Source organism: Hamadaea sp. NPDC051192 (genome assembly GCF_040682475.1).
Lineage (GTDB): Bacteria > Actinomycetota > Actinomycetes > Mycobacteriales > Micromonosporaceae > Hamadaea > Hamadaea flava.
Genome location: NZ_JBFBAZ010000016.1, coordinates 15,584 through 32,715, shown reverse-complemented (window position 1 = coordinate 32,715; position 17,132 = coordinate 15,584). Strand labels below are relative to the sequence as shown.

20 protein-coding genes are annotated in these 17,132 nt (G+C 70.8%); 8 read left to right on the top strand and 12 right to left on the bottom strand.

The annotated features are described in order from the left end of the window. Window positions 1-89: 89 nt before the first annotated feature. Window positions 90-989 carry an alpha/beta hydrolase gene (locus tag AB0M47_RS09715; protein WP_363411178.1) on the bottom strand — a complete coding sequence of 300 codons (900 nt, stop codon included), beginning with the start codon at window positions 987-989 and terminating at the stop codon, window positions 90-92. A 52-nt stretch (window positions 990-1,041) separates the two neighbouring features. Here AB0M47_RS09715 and AB0M47_RS09710 point away from each other — a divergent pair, with 52 nt between their 5' ends. After that, complete coding sequence (locus AB0M47_RS09710) at window positions 1,042-1,701, top strand: TetR family transcriptional regulator C-terminal domain-containing protein (RefSeq protein ID WP_363411175.1); 660 nt, start codon at window positions 1,042-1,044, stop codon at window positions 1,699-1,701. On the opposite strand, the gene AB0M47_RS09705 is transcribed toward AB0M47_RS09710, so the two are convergent. Both AB0M47_RS09705 and AB0M47_RS09700 read right to left on the bottom strand, forming a co-directional pair. Then, window positions 1,646-2,413, bottom strand: a complete 768-nt coding sequence (locus AB0M47_RS09705; protein ID WP_363411172.1) for an ABC transporter permease — start codon at window positions 2,411-2,413, stop codon at window positions 1,646-1,648. The genes AB0M47_RS09710 and AB0M47_RS09705 overlap by 56 nt on opposite strands. Continuing rightward, window positions 2,410-3,366, bottom strand: a complete 957-nt coding sequence (locus AB0M47_RS09700) for an ATP-binding cassette domain-containing protein (RefSeq protein WP_363411169.1) — start codon at window positions 3,364-3,366, stop codon at window positions 2,410-2,412. The genes AB0M47_RS09705 and AB0M47_RS09700 overlap by 4 nt, the downstream gene beginning before the upstream one ends. Window positions 3,367-3,448: 82 nt before the next feature. Between AB0M47_RS09700 and AB0M47_RS09695 the strand changes: the two genes are divergently transcribed. Then, window positions 3,449-4,210 carry a TetR/AcrR family transcriptional regulator gene (locus AB0M47_RS09695; protein WP_363411166.1) on the top strand — a complete coding sequence of 254 codons (762 nt, stop codon included), beginning with the start codon at window positions 3,449-3,451 and terminating at the stop codon, window positions 4,208-4,210. A 105-nt stretch (window positions 4,211-4,315) separates the two neighbouring features. Here the strand turns inward: AB0M47_RS09695 and AB0M47_RS09690 are convergent, their stop codons facing one another. Together AB0M47_RS09690 and AB0M47_RS09685 are read right to left on the bottom strand one after the other, a co-directional pair. Continuing rightward, the gene (locus AB0M47_RS09690; protein WP_363411163.1) at window positions 4,316-5,998 is read right to left on the bottom strand and encodes a cellulase family glycosylhydrolase; all 1,683 of its coding nucleotides are present in this window, start codon (window positions 5,996-5,998) and stop codon (window positions 4,316-4,318) included. A 26-nt stretch (window positions 5,999-6,024) separates the two neighbouring features. Continuing rightward, window positions 6,025-7,176 carry an epoxide hydrolase gene (locus tag AB0M47_RS09685; RefSeq protein WP_363411160.1) on the bottom strand — a complete coding sequence of 384 codons (1,152 nt, stop codon included), beginning with the start codon at window positions 7,174-7,176 and terminating at the stop codon, window positions 6,025-6,027. Between the two features lie 39 nt (window positions 7,177-7,215). Here AB0M47_RS09685 and AB0M47_RS09680 point away from each other — a divergent pair, with 39 nt between their 5' ends. Then, window positions 7,216-7,755, top strand: a complete 540-nt coding sequence (locus tag AB0M47_RS09680) for a CGNR zinc finger domain-containing protein (RefSeq protein ID WP_363411157.1) — start codon at window positions 7,216-7,218, stop codon at window positions 7,753-7,755. Between the two features lie 4 nt (window positions 7,756-7,759). Here AB0M47_RS09680 and AB0M47_RS09675 read toward each other — a convergent pair whose 3' ends face one another. From AB0M47_RS09675 to AB0M47_RS09665, 3 genes are all read right to left on the bottom strand, one after another. Then, complete coding sequence (locus AB0M47_RS09675; protein WP_363411154.1) at window positions 7,760-8,377, bottom strand: class I SAM-dependent methyltransferase; 618 nt, start codon at window positions 8,375-8,377, stop codon at window positions 7,760-7,762. 237 nt (window positions 8,378-8,614) lie between these two features. Beyond that, window positions 8,615-8,905 carry a DUF2218 domain-containing protein gene (locus AB0M47_RS09670; RefSeq protein ID WP_363411151.1) on the bottom strand — a complete coding sequence of 97 codons (291 nt, stop codon included), beginning with the start codon at window positions 8,903-8,905 and terminating at the stop codon, window positions 8,615-8,617. Between the two features lie 58 nt (window positions 8,906-8,963). Further along, window positions 8,964-9,479 carry a PadR family transcriptional regulator gene (locus tag AB0M47_RS09665; RefSeq protein WP_363411148.1) on the bottom strand — a complete coding sequence of 172 codons (516 nt, stop codon included), beginning with the start codon at window positions 9,477-9,479 and terminating at the stop codon, window positions 8,964-8,966. Between the two features lie 67 nt (window positions 9,480-9,546). Here AB0M47_RS09665 and AB0M47_RS09660 point away from each other — a divergent pair, with 67 nt between their 5' ends. After that, complete coding sequence (locus AB0M47_RS09660) at window positions 9,547-10,908, top strand: MATE family efflux transporter (RefSeq protein WP_363411145.1); 1,362 nt, start codon at window positions 9,547-9,549, stop codon at window positions 10,906-10,908. Here AB0M47_RS09660 and AB0M47_RS09655 read toward each other — a convergent pair. After that, window positions 10,868-11,638 (bottom strand): SGNH/GDSL hydrolase family protein, encoded by a 771-nt coding sequence (locus tag AB0M47_RS09655; protein WP_363411142.1) that lies wholly within the window; start codon window positions 11,636-11,638, stop codon window positions 10,868-10,870. The genes AB0M47_RS09660 and AB0M47_RS09655 overlap by 41 nt on opposite strands. 127 nt (window positions 11,639-11,765) lie before the next feature. Here AB0M47_RS09655 and AB0M47_RS09650 point away from each other — a divergent pair, with 127 nt between their 5' ends. Then, on the top strand, window positions 11,766-12,161 hold the full coding sequence (locus AB0M47_RS09650) for a methylglyoxal synthase (protein ID WP_253750239.1): 396 nt from the start codon (window positions 11,766-11,768) through the stop codon (window positions 12,159-12,161). Between the two features lie 296 nt (window positions 12,162-12,457). Here AB0M47_RS09650 and AB0M47_RS09645 read toward each other — a convergent pair whose 3' ends face one another. Beyond that, window positions 12,458-13,510 carry a HAMP domain-containing sensor histidine kinase gene (locus AB0M47_RS09645; protein WP_363411138.1) on the bottom strand — a complete coding sequence of 351 codons (1,053 nt, stop codon included), beginning with the start codon at window positions 13,508-13,510 and terminating at the stop codon, window positions 12,458-12,460. Then, a complete protein-coding gene (locus AB0M47_RS09640; protein WP_363411323.1) occupies window positions 13,482-14,132 on the bottom strand; it encodes a response regulator transcription factor in 651 nt (216 codons plus the stop codon). The genes AB0M47_RS09645 and AB0M47_RS09640 overlap by 29 nt, the downstream gene beginning before the upstream one ends. Before the next feature lie 150 nt (window positions 14,133-14,282). On the opposite strand from AB0M47_RS09640, the gene AB0M47_RS09635 reads away from it, so the two are divergent. Further along, a complete protein-coding gene (locus tag AB0M47_RS09635; protein WP_363411135.1) occupies window positions 14,283-15,263 on the top strand; it encodes a DUF5937 family protein in 981 nt (326 codons plus the stop codon). Here AB0M47_RS09635 and AB0M47_RS09630 read toward each other — a convergent pair whose 3' ends face one another. Beyond that, window positions 15,264-15,653, bottom strand: coding sequence for a RidA family protein (locus tag AB0M47_RS09630; RefSeq protein WP_363411132.1), 390 nt, complete (start codon window positions 15,651-15,653; stop codon window positions 15,264-15,266). A 247-nt stretch (window positions 15,654-15,900) separates the two neighbouring features. Here AB0M47_RS09630 and AB0M47_RS09625 point away from each other — a divergent pair, with 247 nt between their 5' ends. Both AB0M47_RS09625 and AB0M47_RS09620 read left to right on the top strand, forming a co-directional pair. After that, window positions 15,901-16,101, top strand: coding sequence for a lipid A biosynthesis lauroyl acyltransferase (locus AB0M47_RS09625; protein ID WP_359998670.1), 201 nt, complete (start codon window positions 15,901-15,903; stop codon window positions 16,099-16,101). A gap of 165 nt (window positions 16,102-16,266) precedes the next feature. Then, window positions 16,267-17,109 (top strand): Scr1 family TA system antitoxin-like transcriptional regulator, encoded by an 843-nt coding sequence (locus AB0M47_RS09620; protein ID WP_363411129.1) that lies wholly within the window; start codon window positions 16,267-16,269, stop codon window positions 17,107-17,109. The last annotated feature ends 23 nt before the right edge of the window (window positions 17,110-17,132 follow it).

Below are 17,132 nucleotides of genomic sequence, written 5' to 3'. Positions count from 1 at the left end.
ATTCGTCCGTGGTCACCAACACATTCTGACACCGAAACGGTCGCGGAATAAAAACCCGCCTTACGAGTCACGAAAGCCCGGGCGCGGAATCACGAAGAGTGACTCACACCCGCATTGGATGCAATGTCCTCGGCGAGCTGGGGCCATAGCGCGGCGGGCAGATCGTGGCCCATGTCCGGCATGATCTTCGCCGTCGCGCCCGGGATCGCCTTCGCGAGCGCCCGCGCGGCGGCCGGGCCGCGCAGCAGCGGGTCGTCCGCGCCGTTGACGATGATCGTCGGCGCCGAGATCGCGAGGCGGCGGGCCGCCAGACCCGGGTACGACCGGACGGCGGCCAGCTGGCGCTGCGTACCGGACTGGTCGCGAGGGGCTCGGCTGTGCGCGACCTCGGCGACCTCCCGCGCCCAGGTCAGGTCGACCGGGTTGCCGGGCGACGACTGTGCTCGGGAGATGTCGACCAGCGTCTGGATCGCGCCCTCGTCGGTGTCCGGGTGCTTGATCTTGCCCATCTTGGCGACGAAGCCGAACTGGATGTAGCGCAACGACGCCGAGATGCCGGACGGCGTCGCCAGCAGCAGGGCCAGGCTGCGGACGCGATCGGGGTGGCCCAGCGCGGTGGCGACGGCGAGGAAGCTGCCGAGCGAGGCCCCGGCGACGTGGGCGGACTTCCAGCCGAGCGCGTCCATGACGGCCAGCCCGTCGCCGACCATGTCCTGCCCGGTGTAGGCGGGCGTCCGGTCGCGGCGGAACAGGGCGGCGATCGGGTGCCGCTGCTGGGCCGAGGTGAAGTGCTCGGACAGCCCGGCGTCGCGATTGTCGAACCGTGCGACGAAGAAGCCACGGTCGACCAGCATCCGGCAGAAGTCGTCCGGCCAGTACACCATCTGGAAGTCCAGGCCCATGATCAGCAGCAGGGGCTCGCCGGACGGGTCGCCGAAGGTCTCGTACGCGATCTTCGCGGACCCGTTGTGGGTGTATTCGACCGTCATCTCGGCCCTCCCGACGTTTTTACAATGCACTCGCATTGTATACTGGGCCGCGATGCCGAAGAAGGTCGACCACGAGCAACGAAGGTCACACATCGTCGAGGCGCTGCTGCGGATAGCCGGGGAGCGCGGGCTGGAGGCCGTCTCTCTGCGGGAGGTGGCGGCGGAGGCGGGCGTCTCGATGGGTGCGGTGCAGCACTACTTCGCGTCCAAGGACGAGATGCTCCGGTACGCCATGCGGCACTGGCTGTCGTTCACGGTGCACCAGCGCTTCACCCGGGCGGTGCAGGCCCGGCTCGCCGGTGCGGACGTGTCCGATCCCGCCGTCGTGCTGCACGCGGTGGCGGCGGCGTACCTGCCGCATGACGAGGAGAGCCGGGCGAACGCGAAGGTCGCGCTGGCCTTCATCGGGCGGGCCGCCGACGAACCGGCGATCGCCGAAGCGCTGCGTCCAGCGCACGCGGGGCTGCTCGACGTCGTCGGCCGCATCCTGAGCGGCGGCGCGCCGGGGGTGGGGGAGCCGTTGACCGGCCGGCCCGCCCCCGACGGCGTACGCCGGTTCATCGCGCTCCTCGACGGACTGCGCCTGCACGTGCTGGCCGGCGCGGTGGCGTACGAGGACGCGCTGGGGCTGCTGGATCGCTACCTCAGCGAGACCCTCAGCGAGGCTCTCGTCGATATGCCAGGACCGCCAGCGGTGCGAAGAGGACCATGATCGCGGCGCTCCAGAGCAGCGACCGGGTGACGGCCGGGCCGGTGGGCGTACCGAGCAGCAGCCCTCGCAGGGCGTCCGACACCTGCGTCACGGGATTGATCTTCACCCAGGCCTGCAGCCAGCCGGGCAGCTTCCCGGTCGGCACGAACACGTTGCTGCCGAAGGTGAGCGGGAAGATCAGCACCAGGCTGAGCGCCTGCACGGTCTCGGCCGCCCGGGCGACGACCCCGATCAGCGTCGCGATCCAGCAGACGGCCAGCGCGAACACCAGCATCAGCGCGGCCGCCGCGCCCACTCCGGCCAGTCCATTGTGTACGCGGAAGCCGAGCGCGGCCCCGACGCCGAAGACGAGCAGCACGGCGAGGGCGTACTTCACGGTGTCGCCGAGGATGTGCCCGATCAATGGTGCCGAGCGGGCGATGGGCAGGCTGCGGAGCCGGTCGTAGACGCCGGTGCGGATGTCGGTGTTCAGCGAGATCGCGCTGCCGAGGGTGGCGAACATCAACGCCTGCACGGCGATGCCGGGAATGACGAACTGCAGGTACGCGTGCCAGTCGCCGGAGACGGCGTTGCCGAAGAGGAAGACGAACATGAGCACGAACGTGATCGGCATCAGCGTGATGTCGAGCAGCTGATCGGGCGTGTGCCGGAACTTCACCAGGTTGCGCCAGGCCAGTGCGGTGCCGTGCCGCAGCGTGCGGACCGGGGTCATGCGACCGTCTCCTTCTCCGTGAGGTCGAGGAAGACCTCGTCGAGGCTGGCCAGGCGGATGCCGATCTCGTCGACGGTCACCCCGGCCCGATGTAGGCCCGCGGCGGCCTCGGCGAGGACCGCGGCCGCGTCCGTGCCAGGGGTCAGTGGTGCCGAGACCAGTCCGTCGGGGGTCGCGACGGCGTCACCCAGGACAGCGTCACCCAGGACAGCGGTGCCCAGGACGGCGAGGACATCTGGTACGCGTGCCTGGTCGGCCGCGCGTACGGTCAGGGTCTGGCCACCCACCTGCGCCTTGAGCTGCGCCGGAGTACCAGTCCGCAGGACGCGTCCGTGATCGATCACGCACACCGCGTCGGCGAGCTGGTCGGCCTCCTCCAGGTACTGCGTCGTCAACAGCACGGTCGTCCCGTCGGCGACGAGCGTGCGGACCAGCTCCCAGACGTCGGCGCGGGCTCGTGGGTCGAGTCCTGTCGTGGGTTCGTCGAGGAACAGCACCCGCGGCGTGCCGAGCAGGCTGGCCGCCACGTCGAGGCGACGGCGCATGCCGCCGGAGTAGGTGCGGACCAGCCGCCCGGCGGCGTCGGCCAGCCCGAACCGGTCGAGCACCTCGGCGACCCGAGCGCGGGCGCGCGGCCGGGGCAGCTCCAGCAGCCGGGCGATCAGGCGGAGGTTCTCGGCCCCGGTGAGGGCGTCGTCGACCGCGGCGAACTGGCCGGTCAGCCCGATCAGCTCCCGTACGCGGTCCGGCTGCCGGACGACGTCGAACCCGCCGACCCGAGCCGAACCCGCGTCGGGCCGCACCAGGGTCGCCAGGATGCGTACGGCGGTGGTCTTCCCGGCGCCGTTCGGCCCGAGCAGACCGCAGACCGATCCGGCCGGTGTGACGAGGTCGAACCCGTCCAGGGCGACGGTGTCGCCGTAGCGTTTGACGAGCCCGGATACTTCGATCACTTTCACTCCTCTCGTACGTCGTACGACAAAACCGTACTCCGTACGAATCAGCCTGGCAACCGGCCGCCGGTACGCTGTGCGAATGGCCCAGGACGAGTCCGCCCAGCTGCTCTGGTCCCGCCCGTCGCGGCGGCCCAAGGTGACGCGGGAGCAGCTCGCCGCCACGGCGTTGGCGATCGCCGACGCGGAGGGCTTCGAGGCCGCGACGATGCGCCGCATCGCGAGCGAGCTGGGCGCCGGGACGATGACCCTCTACCACTACGTACGCTCGAAGGCCGAGCTGCGGGCGCTCATGCTCGACGCGATCATGGCCGAGCAGCTGGTGCCTGCCGGGGAACTGCCCACTGGGGACTGGCGGGCCGCGCTCACCGCGCTGGCGTACCGCACGCGGGCGATGTTCCGCCGTCATCCGTGGGCGCTGAGCGGGCTGGCTCAGGCGGCCGGTGACACCGCCGGCGCCGGTGCGGGCGCCGGGGGCCCGCACGCGTTGCTCCACTTCGAGCAGTCGCTCGCCGCCGTCGCCTCGACCGGGCTGCCGCCGAGTGACCGGATGGACCTCATCTCGGCCGTCGACGAGTACGTCGCGGGGTTCGTGCTCAAGACCGACCTCGAACCGGGCCTGGAGTCCGTGCCGGACGAGGCCGGGCCGCATGTCGCGGCATACCTCGACGCGCTCGTGGCTTCGGGCGACTATCCGCACGTCGCCGAGCTGCTTGGCGCGGGTGACCGGTGGGCGGCCCTGGCAAGCTTCGGCCGCGCGTACTCAGCCGATGAGCGGTTCGACCGCGGCCTGAACCGGCTGTTCGACGGCGTCGCCGCGCAGATCGCCGCGCTGCCGGAATAGCCGCTCAGTCCCGGCGGCAGGACCGCGCTGGTCGCAAGGTGCGCGGGCGGAGCGGGGCCGACCGACACCATGCCGGTACGCGTCTCGCCGCCCCGCCCGTTGCGGTCACGCGGTGCCGGTGACCGTGCTGCCGGACCGGGCCACTGTGTACTGGACGGTCGCACCGCTCCAGAAGTGGAAGGTCAGCGTCACCGGAGCGCCGTCGGCGACCTCGGCGAAGAAGGTCTCCGTCAACGCGATCGTGTTCGCCGTGTAGTCGGGCGAGAAGGTGATCGCGAACTCCTTGTAGGAGGTCCAGTTCTGCGGGCCGGCGTAGGAGCCGTCGGCGTACTTGGCCTCCATCGTCGCCACGAGGTCACCGTTGAACGCCGCCGGGAGCTTGAACGCGCTCGTCGTCCCGGTCGCGCTCTGGAGGACCGGGAGGTCGTTCGTGATCACCCGGAACTTCCATGGCACGCCCCGATCGAAGCGGGCCGACAGCACCGCGTTCACCCCGTACGCCTGGTCGCCGGTCAGCCGGGCCAGCGCTGTGGCCGGGAAGGTGAGCTGATCGCCGGACAGGACGTAGTCCCTGCCCGGGACGAGGCGCTTGCGGTCGTCGAAGATACCGGTGAGCTTGGCGCCGTTGAGGTTCAGCGTCACCGTCTGATCCGCCGCCGGGGCGGACTTGCCGACGAAGACGAGATCGGTGGCGGCCGTCGCCGAGCGTACGCACCAGCTGGACTTGATCTGCGCGGTCAGGTCGGGGTCGCTCCACTGGAACGTCGTCCGGTTGAGGTGCTGGCCGTTGTCCCACCACATCGTGGTGATCCGCTGCTGCCGGGCGTAGTAGCCGAGGAACTCGAAGAACTTCAGCTTCTCGCCCTGCTCGATGACGTTGAGGCTCCGGTCGAAGCCGAGCAGTCCGTACTCGCCGATGATGACCGGGATCCCGTTGGCCACGTACGCGTTGTGCACCCGGTCGAAGATGTCGGTCAGATCCTTCTGGACCGTCGCGTCGAACCTGGTGAAGCCGGCGATGTTCACGCTGAACGGCCAGAACCCGTAGAAGTGGACGGTCGCCACGAGGTTCGGATCGCCGAGCGCGGTCAGCGTGGCGGTCAGCTCGTCGACCCGCGGCTGATCCGGCGAGGTGTGCAAGGTCGGCAGCACCAGCAACCGGGTCGCGTTCGGCCCGCCTGATGCGCGTACGACTTGGTGGAAGGTGTTGTTCAGCTCGTTCATGAGCGTGGCGTTCTGCGCGTCGCCGGAGCTGCCGTTGAAGAACGGCTCGTTGACGCTCTCGAAGAGCAGGCGCGGAGAGGAGTCGCGGAAGGCCTCCGCGACCTGCGTCCAGATCGCGGTGAACCGGGCCAGGACGGCGTCGTGGTCGGTGGGCATGGTCATGACCCACTGCCACGAGTCGTGGTGCACGTTGATCAGGACGTAGAGCCGCTCGGCCAGCGCCCAGCCGACGACCTCCTGGACGCGGGCAAGGTACGCGGGGTCGATGACGTTCGCCGAGTCCAGGTGCTGGACCCAGGTGACCGGGATGCGGATGCTGTTGAAGCCGTTGGCTTTGACCGCCCGGATCAGCTCACGGGTCACCCGGGGATTGCCCCACGAGGTCTCGTCGGCGCCGGTCGAGTCGAAGGTGTTGCCGAGGTTCCAGCCGGGCTGCATGGCGTCCACCACGGACTGTGCGCTCGGCCGGCCGGGGGCGCCCGCGGCATGGGCGACGCCGGGGACCAACGCGGCCGACGCCGCCACGCCGGCCGCCGTCAACAGGTGTCTTCTGGTGAGGGTCATGCGGCATAGTTTGGCTGACGACTAAACTAAAGGGAAGAGGGTCGGAGCGGCCGGAAGAACGCCCGGATCTCCTCCGCGAGCAACCTCGGTTCCTCGACGGCCGGGAAGTGGCCGCCGCTGGGCAGTTCGCGCCAGCGCTCGACCTGGTAGAACCGCTCGGCGAGCTCCCGGGGCGGGTTCGGGACCGGCTGGAACTCGTTCGGGAACAACGCGAATCCGGCCGGGACGCGGATGGGCCGCGACGCGTCGAGCGGTACGCCGTGCCGCCGGTGCTCGTAGTACATGCGGGTCGAGGAGCCGATCGTGCCGGTCGCCCAGTACAGGGTGAGCGTCGCCAGCAGCCGGTCGAGCCCGATCCGGCCGTCGGGGTCGCCGTGGCTGTCCGACCAGTCGCGGTACTTCTCGGCGATCCATCCGGCCAGCCCGGCGGGGGAGTCGGTGAGCCCGTAGCTCAGCGTCTGCGGCTTCGTGGCGTGCTGGTGGGCGTACGCGCCCTCGGCGGCCTGCCAGTCATCCACGGTGGCGAAGTATGCCCGTTCGGCCTCGGTCCACGGTTCCGGCGGCCGGGGCATCGCGGTCGCGCTGAGGTGGATGCCGACGAGGTTGCCGGGATGGCGAGCCCCGAGATGGGCGGTGACTCCGGCGCCGATGTCGCTGCCGTGCGCGCCGAACCGCTCGTAGCCGAGCCCTTCGGTCATGAGTCGCTGCCACCGATCGGCCACGATCGCGTTGATGACGCCGGGCCGAGTGGGGCGGTCGGAGAAGCCGAAGCCGGGCAACGACGGGATGACGACGTCGAACGCGTCGGCCGGATCCGCCGGATCGGACAGCAGCGGGATGAGGTCCAGGTGTTCGAGGACGCTGCCGGGCCAGCCATGGGTCAGCACGATGGGCAGCGGCTCATGCGTCGCATGTGGACTGCGTACGTGGATGAAGTGGACCCATTGGTCGTCGATTCGGGTGCGGTAGTGGGGAAGTTGGTTGAGTCGCCGCTCGAACGCGGCCCAGTCGAAGTCGTGCCAGGCGGCCAGCAGTCGCCGCAGGTACGCGGGTTCCGTCCCGGCGTCCCAGCCCGGCTCCGGCGCGTCGGCCGGCCACCGCGTACGCGTGATGCGGTCACGCAGGTCGTCGAGGACCTGCGGATCGACGGAGATCTCGAAGGGTTCGATACTCAACACCGGTCAACTGTAACACCGGTGTCGGCTATAGTTGGTGTCGTGGACACTCCGGCCGACCTTCTCCTGCTCCGGGACTTCCTCAACACGCTGGACCAGCGGGCGTTCCGGCGGCGTGGCATCGGATTCACCGGCGGCGAGGAACTGCCGACAGCGGCCGCCCTCGGCCGATGGCTCGCCGAACGGGACCTGCTCCCGGCGGCCGCCCGGGTCTCCTCAGCCGACCTCACCCGGGCGCTCGAACTTCGGTCGGCTCTGCGTGCCGCGGTCACGCCGGGCGGCGTACTGGACGACGGCGTTCTCGCTTCGTTCTCGCTGCGCGCGTCAGTCGACTCGACCGGCGAGGTACGCCTCGTCCCGGCGGCGTCCGGAGTGGAGGGTGCGCTCGCCGGACTCGTCGCGATCGGCGTACGCGCCACCGTCGCCGGAACCTGGCGACGGCTGCGCGCCTGCGCCGCACCGGAATGCCGCTGGGTGTTCTACGACGACTCCCGCAACGGGGCCGGGCGCTGGTGCTCGATGTCGTCGTGCGGCAACCGCGTGAAGACGGCCCGCTATCGGGCGCGCAAAGCAGTCTCCTAGCCGGTCACGGCGTCTCAGCCGCCCGACTGAGGCGGCGGGTGGCGACGACGCTGGACAGGTCGGGGGCGAGGCGTACCTCGATCGCGGCCAACTCCGGATGGCGCAGCCAGTGCAGGCGCGCGTCATCCGGCTGCCCGGCGTGCGTGGGCGGCCATTCGGTCGCCGGAGTGAAGTCGTCGACCACGAGGACGCCACCCGGCCGGACCAGGCGCGCGGGGTCGGCCGCACCGCTGCCCTTGGCGTTGCCACCGCCGTCGAGGACCAGCAGGTCGAACGGGCCGTGGGCGTACGCATCGGTCCAGTCGCCGTGGACGATCGCCACGTCCGGTACGCCGTCGAACAGCCGTCGCACGTGCTCGACGAGGCGGCCGTCCCGCTCGACGGAGACGACGCGTACGCCCGGCCGGCGGGCGCTGACGAGCCAGGCGAGCCCGACTCCGCAGCCGGTGCCGGTCTCACCGATGCTCTGCGTCGCTCCGGCGGCCAATGCGTGCAGCAGGCGACCCTGCTCAGGACGGCACGACTTGTCGAACCCGAGTTCCGCCCCGAGGCGTACTGCCTGCGCGACCAACTCCGGCAGGGCCGTCAGGTCGGTGTAGCCGCTTGTCCCGCCGATCGACACGTGCCCATCCTATGCGCGGTGCTCCCGAGGGCAACGAAGCGTGCGTCGCGACCTGGCGGGGCTGCAAGCCGCCGGCTGGAGCCGGCGTCGGCTGGTCGCGGGAATCGGACGCACGGCATCCGCCGATCATCCGAGCCCGGGTCGCGGCGGGTGGGAGGACGATGGAAGTGAGGCGGACGCCACGCACCGGCGTCCGCTTCCGTCGAGTCAGGCGGCGGACTGCCGGGTGGTGGCGGGTCAGTCGGCGGATTCCCAGGTCACGACGAGTTCGCGGCGCTGGCCGAAGCGCTCCAGATGCCGGCCGAGCACGTCCTGCACGACGGCCAGGCTCTCGTCGTCGGGCGCGCTCGCCCGCATCACGAGCTTGTCCGCTTGTGGTTCGAGGACGCCGGCGCCGGCGGTCAGGGTGATCCGGTAGCCGCCGTCGGCCAACTCCTCGATCGCCGAGCGGCGGCCCAGGTGTGAGGCGAGTTGCTTGGCGTAGCGAGGAGCGGCGTCGGTCGCGACGTTGGCGATCGAAGTGGGCATGCGTGAACCTCCGTGTGCTTAGTAAGGCTAACCTTACCGGTGCGACCTGGGAGAACGCTCAAGATCCCAGCTCGCTCCGCAGCCACGCCCGTTCGGCGTCCCGGGTCGCCTTCGCGATCTCGATCATCCCGCGCCGGTAGGGGTCCGCGAGGTCGCTCGACCGCATCGTCTTGCCGCCGGCGGAGAAGAAGCGGGCGGGCGCGTCGAGGAAGTCCAGCCGCCGCTGCAGCACGGCGTCCCGCTCGGCCTGGTCCGGCAGGTGCCGCAGGAACGCCAGCAGCGTGAAGTACTTGTTTCGGTCGCTGATCTCGCCTGGGGCCGGTTCGCGCAGTCGCCGCAGCAGCTCGGCTCGCCCGGCGCCGGTCAGCGAGAGCGTCTGCCGGGGTGCTCCGGACGCGCCCGGCTCGGTCTGCTTGGTGAGCAGGCCCGCCGTCTCCAACCGGGTCAGCGCGGGATACAGCGCGCCGTCGCTGACCGCTTTGACGTGCCCGGTCAGGCTCTGGATGCGTTCCTTCAACTCGTAGCCGTGCAGCGGCTCCTCGTAGAGGAAGCCCAGGATCGCTAGCGTCAGCACTCGTCGATCGTATATCGTTCCGAGGTACCTCGATTCGAGGTACTGCGAGACGGAACGAGGACCCCTCATGCACCTGCCCGACAAGACCACTCACCGCCGGGCGCTGCTGCGCCTCGCCGGCCCGAACTACGCCGGCCTCATGTCTGGCGTGGTGACCGGCATCATCGACGTCGCCTGGGTGGCCCGACTGGGTGCGGGCGCGGCCGCCGCGGTGGCCGTCGCCACCAACATCGAGAACCTGCTGCTCGGCGTGATCCTGGCGGTCTCCGGCGGGCTGACCATCGTGGTGTCGGGCCGGGTGGGCTCGGGCGACGCGGCCGGGGCGCGGCGCGCCGTCCGGGCGGGCTGGCTGCTGTTCGCCGCGATCACCCCGATCGTCGCGGGCGCGGGCTTTCTGTTGCGTACGCCGATCGCACGGCTGTTCCTCGACGATCCCGGCGCGGTCCGGCTCGCCGTGGCGTACCTGGCGATCTCGCTGCCCGCCGTCGTCGTCTTCTACGGGCAGTGGCTGCTCGACGGGCTCTTCGCCGGCCACGGCGACACGCGTACGCCGATGCGCCTAGCCCTGCTGGCCAACGGCATCGTGCTCGTCGCCGACCCGGTGCTCATCTACGGGCTGGCCGGGTTCCCGAAGCTCGGGGTCGCGGGTGCGGCCTTGGCGACGGCGGGCGGCCGATTGGTCGCCTTCGTGGTGGGGCTGATCCTGGCGCGGCGGTTCACTCGGGGTCGGGTGATCGAGTCGGTGCGCGGTGACGTCCGGGCGATCCTGCGCGTGGGCGGTCCGGTCTCCGGTGACTTCCTGGTCCGAATGGCGGGCGCGTTGGGGCTGGTCGCCGTGGTCGGCCGGTTCGGGGTCGTCGCGGTGGCCGGATACGGCATCGGCATGAAGGCGCTCTACGTGGCGACGATGGGGTTCTACGCGATTCGCAACGCCGCCACCATCCACACACCACGAACCCTGGCCGCCATCGATGCCGCGAACGCGGGGGAGAAGGAGACCGTCGAGGCCGAGATCCGGCGGGCCACCCTGCGCGTCGCGCTGATCGCCGGAGTCGTGGCCGCGGTCGTCTTCGCCGCCGGGTCCGGCTGGATCCTGCGGGCGTTCACCGGTGATCCCGCCGTGGTCGACGCGGGCAGCGCGTTCCTGCGCTGCGTCGGGCCCTACCTCGTCGGGCTGTCCGGCGTGGTGGCCTTCGGCGGGCTGCTCATGGGGGCAGGCCGGGGAACGCTGATGTTCGGGGTGACCGTCGGCGGCGTCGCGGGCCAGCTCGGGCTGGCCTGGTTGCTGTCCTCGGCGTTCGGGCTCACCGGCGTGTGGGCGGCGATGGGCGTGGCCGCCCTGGGTCAGCTCGCCGTCCTCCTGTACGCCGTCCGCCCCAAGCCCCGGCTCAGGCTTCGACCGGCGACGGCAGCGGACGCTTGGCAGTGATCCCGTCGCCGGACGACTGGCCGCGCGCGTGGCGTACGACCCAGGGCAGCAGGTGCTGCCGAATCCAGGCGACCTCGGCGGCGGCGCGCTGACGCCAGGTGCGGATCGGTTCGAGCGGCAGCGACTGCGACCACGTCTCGTCGAAGCCGGGCAGTCCGGCTGCCCAGGCCAAGGCGTACCCGATCCGTTCGTGCCCGGCGCTGTTGGCGTGCAGCCGGTCGGTGCTCCACAGCCGGGGGTCTCCGGCGACCTCGTGCGCGCCGAGGTCGAGCAGGATCGCCCCGGTCCGGGCGCTGACCTGACGGAGCTTGTCGTTGTACGCCGCGAACCGGCCACGCAGCGGACGCGCCATCGGCATGACCCGGCCGGGGTCCGGCATGGTGAAGGTGAGCACGGTCGCGCCGGTCGCGATCAGGGCGGCCTGCATCTCGCCGATCCGCCCGGCGACGTCGTCGGCGTCGAAGCGCGGCCGGAGCATGTCGTTGACTCCGGCGACGACGGTGGCCAGGTCGGGCCGCAGCTCGAGGGCCACCGGCAGCTGCTCGGTCTGGATCTCGGCGGTCAGCTTGCCGCGGACGGCGAGGTTGGCGTACTCCAAGCCGGGTTGGGCCGCCGCGACGTGGTGGGCGAACCGGTCGGCCCAGCCACGGTAGCCGCCCCGGCCGTCCGGGTCGTCCAGCCCCTCGCTGGTGCTGTCGCCGATCGCCACATACCTATGCCACACAGTCACGCCACCATCACACCATTCGCTGCTCGCCCGATGGGCATACGGTGAGCAACAGTACCGTTCACCTGGCATTCTTGACCCGGTCATAGTTCGGAAACTGGGGTGAAACGGGCATCCGTAAGCTCGTCTCATGACACGGGGCATCGCGCTCGTCGCCCACGACCGCCACAAGCAAGACCTCATCGAGTTCGCCCAGCATCATCGGGAGGTCCTGCGCGGTCATCGGCTGTATTCCACCGGCACGACGGGACGGCTGCTGATCCGGCACGCCGACCTGCCCGTCACCTGCCTGCGCAGCGGCCCGCACGGCGGCGACCACCAGCTCGGGGCGCAGATCGTCGACGGCGACGTCGATCTGCTGATCTTCTTCTGGGATCCGCTGACGGCCCAGCCACACGAACCCGACGTACGCCCGCTTCAGCGGCTGGCGACGCTGGCGAACATCCCGATGGCCTACAACCGGGCCAGTGCGGACTACATCATCTCGTCGCCGCTGCTGGCTCCGCCGTCCTTGGTAGCGCTGTAGCGCCCAGCGAGATCGCGCTGTGACGCCCGGCGGAGTCGTCGCGGTGTGACAGCGCGATCGTCGCGTAAGGCCAGTGAGATCAAGGAGAGTGTGACCGGGGCGGGAGGAAGCCGGTTTGTCCCACGCCCCGGTCACACTGGGTCCGCGACCCGCCTGTTTGCAGCAGATAGCGGGCGCTCGATGGAGCCTGTCGGGGAGGACAGACGGACCGACCGCGTCCAGCGCACCTACCCGCACCGACGCAGGTCCCAGCCTAGGAGCGCGATCGGCCGAAGATCAGCCGCGTGACAGGACTGTCATCTGCCGTCCGGCCGCTGCGCGGGCACGTGAAGCGTGACGGTGGTGCCCGTCGCGGGCTCATGGGACAGGCGTACCTCGCCACCCCATCCGGCCACCACGGTCCGGGCCATCACGAGTCCCAGACTGGTGCCGGTGCCCGGACCGCCCGGTGTCGGCCCCGGTCCGCTGTCGGTGACCGTGATCGTCCAGGCCAAGTCGTCGGCCCGGCCCTCGACGGCGATGCGATCGCCGGGGCCGGTGAACTTCACCGCGTTGTCGAGCAGGCAGTCCAGCACCGCCTCCAGCCGGTCGCGGTTGGCGATCACGGTGCCGCTGGCGCACTTCCAGGACCAGGCCCGGTCGGCGGCCGGCGTCCACCGCCGGACGATGCGGGTCACCTCGGCCGGCAGGTCCAGCGCCTCCGGCACGTACGCGCCGTCGGCGTCGATCAGGGTCACCAGGCGCTGCGTGATGCGGGAGAGCTTGTCCAGCTCGGCGAGCACCGTGTCGGAGTCCTCGCGGGTCTCCGCGTCGGCGTGCCGGTCGGCGACCAGCTCGGTGAAGCCGCGCGCGACGGTGATCGGCGTACGCAGCTCGTGGGCGACCTGCCGCATCAGGTGCTGGCGGGCCTCGGCGACCTGCCGGTCCCGGTCTGCGGCGTCGGCCAGCGCCAGCAAGGCCAGATGGCGGCGGCGGACGAGGGCGGCGGTCACCGCGATCAGGGCCACGCTGAGCGGGACCTCCAAGGTCTCCAGCCACTCGATCCGGCCGCCCGCCGCGTGGCTCACCAAGATCGCACCGGTCGCGGCGGCGGTCACGCCGACCATGACGGCGAGCTCGACCGGGCGCCACCGGGTGAACCCGTACAGCAGCGACAGGCCGATCCACATCAGGTGGAATGGGATCGTCGCGGTGCCGGGAAGCAGCCACATCGCGGTCGCGCAGATCGCCGCGCCGACGAGCCAGACGACGCGCAGCGACCAGCCCAGCCGGAACGAGTCGGGCAGCCGGCTCTTCGGCAGCCTGTTCTTGGCGAGCCGGTCAAGGGGTGGCGAAGCGGTAGCCGACATGGCGTACGGTCTCGATCCGGTCGGGGTGGTCCAGTTTGGCGCGCAACCGGCGAACGGTCACGTCGACGACGTTGCTGCCGGGGTCGAAGGTCATCCCCCAGACGGCGTGCAGCAGCTCCGACCGGCCGCAGGCCCGGCCCGCCGCCTCCATCAGATGCCGCAGCAGCAGGAATTCGCGATAGCTGAGCGCGGTCCAGCGGCCGTCCACCGCCACCCGGTGCAGCGCCAGGTCCAGGCAGATCGGGCCGATCACCACGGAGTCGGCGGCCGGGCCTGGAGCCCGGTCCCGCAGCCGGGCGCGTACTCGGGCGAGCAGTTCGGCCAGGGCGAACGGCTTGCTGACGAAGTCGGCCGCGCCCGCCTCCAGGCAGGCGACCCGGGTGCCGACCTCGGGCACCGCCGACAACACGATGACCCGTTGATGCGGGCGCTGGCGCATCAGTTCGGCGAGGACCGCCGACCCGTGGAGCCCAGGGAGCATCAGGTCCAGCAGGACCAGATCGAACTCCTCGTCGGTGGCGTACCGGAGGCCCTCCTCGCCGGTGCCGGCCCGCTCGACCACGTAGCCGTCCCGGCTCAGGGCACGCGCGATCAGCCGCGCGACGCCGTCGTCGTCCTCGATGAGAAGCAGGCGCGCGGTCCGGGCGGGGGCCGCCGGTACGGGGGTGGGAGTGGTCGTGACGATTCCTCATGATGGCACGCGACCCGGCGCGGTCACGATGCCGTTCCCGGCCGGCCCACTTCGCCGGGGTACGGCGTTAGGGTGGTCGCCGTGCCCCGACTGGAGTTCAGCGGGCCGGATCTCGGCCGGGTCCGCTTCGCGATCATGCCGTTCCAGGAGACGCTCAAGGCCGCCCGGGGACTCGCCCTGCCGACCACCCCGGCCGGACTGGCCGGCTGGCGGCAGGCCACCCTGCCGAGGCTGCCCGCCGCGGCCCGCCCCGCGCTCGCGTTGTGCGGCGCGCACTCGCGGCATCTGCCGGACTTCCTGACGCCGCAGCCGCCCGCCGGCCCGCTCACCTTCGACGACGAACTGGCGGCCGCCCTGGCCGACCCCGGGCTCCCCGTCGAGGACGACACGCTGTCGTTCCGCTCCGTTCTGCGTACCCCTTCGAAAGTGGTGGAGGACCTGCTGGCCGCGCCCGACCGCGGACGGCGAGCGCTCGCGGCCTCGTTCACCGCATTGCACCGCGCGGTGCTGGCGGCGGACTGGCCACGGTTGCACGCGCAGCTGGCCGCGGACGTCGCGGGCCGGGCGCGGACAGCGGCCCGGCATGGCGTCGAGGCGATGCTGGCCGGCCTGGCACCGGGATTGGTGCGCTGGTCGCACCCCCACCTGGAGTACGCCGGCCCGCCCTCGCCCGATTACCGGCTGGCCGGTCGGGGCTTGGTGCTGGTGCCGAGCATGTTCCTGACCGACGCCGTACATCGGCAGCTCAACGACCGGCAGCAGCCGATGCTCTTCTATCCCGCCCGGACTGCCGCCGAGTTCTGGCGCGACGGGCGGGTCGCGGACGGGCGGCTGGCCGGGCCGGTGGGGGAGCCACGGGCGCGCATCCTGCGGCTGCTGGCCGAGCGGCCGCTCGGTACCGGCGAACTGGCCGCCGAGCTGGGCGTGGCGCCGTCGACCGCGTCGGAGCACCTCGCCGGGTTGCGTCGTGCCGGGCTGGTGATGACGACCAGATCGGGACGCGACGCGTCGCACCGGCCGACCGCGCTGGCTTGGTCCTTGTTGGACGTCTACATCGGATGATCAATCGACCGCGACGGCCTCGATCTCCAGCAGCCATTCCTCGGCATAGATGGTCGCGATGACGATCGTGATCGCCGGACGGTGATCGCCCAATACCTCTTCGCGAATACGGCCGTTGATTGTTCGGTACGCCCGGTCGGCGAGGAAGATCCGCACGCTGGCGAGATTGCGGACGCCCATGTCCGCCTCGGCCAGCACGGCGAGGACGTTGCGCCAGGTCAACCGGCATTGGTCGGCGAAGTCCGGCGGGATCGGCTCGTCGCGGTCCCACGGCACCTGGCCGCTGACGAAGACGGCCCGGCGTACGCCGGTGACGAGGGCGCCGTGGGTGTAGGAGCCGGTAGCCGCCGGGAGGATCGGCGGGTTCAGCGGCTGGATCGCGTAGGTCATGGCGGTGAACCGTACGGACCGTCCCTCTTACGGACGAACGTTTCGGCCGTGCACCGAAACGCGGCCGTTCTATTCGTGGAAGTTGCGCGGTTTTGTGGTGATTCGCGACTACGGTGACCCCGATGAGACATCGTCCACGTGGCGAGTGTCCGATCACGACACCGCGCAAACGGCTCCATACGGCCGACTGACGCCACGTCAGTGTGTCTCCACAATCAACTAACCCCACTACAGCCTGGGAGTTGCCATGAAGATCGAGTACCTCTGGAAGACCGTGTGGTCCGGCGGCGGCGGCTGCCCGGCCCTGTACCGCACCGACGGCGGCTACGTCGTGCAAGGGGTCAAGCTCGACGACGCCACCCGCGCCGCCCTGCGCGACCTGGCCGCCGACGAAGACGCGGTGTACGTTCCGGCCGACGTTCTTGATCGACTCCGTGAAGTTGCCTGACTACACGGCGTAACCCGAAACGGTGCCTTTACCGCTACGCGGGCATCGGCCAGACTTTGTTGCCTACCGTGAATCTGCGGCACCTCAGGGGTCGTGATTCGCAAGGGGGCGGCGCGCGGGGGGCGGCTCTCTCGTGCCTTGTCCGCCGAGCTGACGAAGTAGACGATGACCACCCTCACCGAGCGGCAGCGGGAAACCGGAATGCTGGCGGAGGCGCTGCGAGCCCTCCGCCAGCGCACCGGGTTGTCCGGAAAGGACTTCGCCGCCCAGCTCGGGTGGCACGCCTCCCGGGTCAGCCGGATCGAGCACGGCCGCCAGATCCCCACCGCCTCCGACCTGCACGCCTGGTCGGCCCTGTGCCAGGTGAGCCGGTCCGAGTCGGCCGAGCTGGCCGGACTGCTCCGCCGGGTCGAGGCCGAGCATCGGGACTGGCGACGGCGGATGCGGCAAGGGCAGAGCTCGGTCCAGGCCGACTACAACCAACTCGTCGAACGGTCGGCGACCGTACGCCACTTCGAGATCGCCTGGGTTCCCGGACTGGTGCAGACGGCCGCGTACGCCCGGCAGGTGTTCCGTGAACAGGTCGAACTGCACCGGCTCGAAGTCCACGACGAGGAGGCCGCCGTCCAGACGCGGCTGGCCCGGGGACGGCAGCTGTACAACCCGGCGAAACGGTTCGAGTTCCTGCTCGCCGAGCCGGTGCTGCGGTGGCGTACCTGCCCGCAGGACGTGCTGCGGGAACAGCTGACGGCGCTCCGGCAGATCCTCGCCCTGCCCAACGTCCGGTTCGGCGTGCTCCCGCTGGATCGGCCGATCGCGACCACCCCGCAGAACGGGTTCCAGATCTACGACGCCGTGACCGTGGTCGAGACGTTCAGCGGCGAGATCTTCTTCTCCAACGGCGCGACCGCGCTGTACGCCCGCACGCTCGACCGGCTCTGGGCCGACGCGCTCACCGGAGCGGACGTCGACGCGCTGCTCACCGCCTCGATCACCTCGCTAGAGTGAGCCCTGTGCCGGTCTTATCCGGT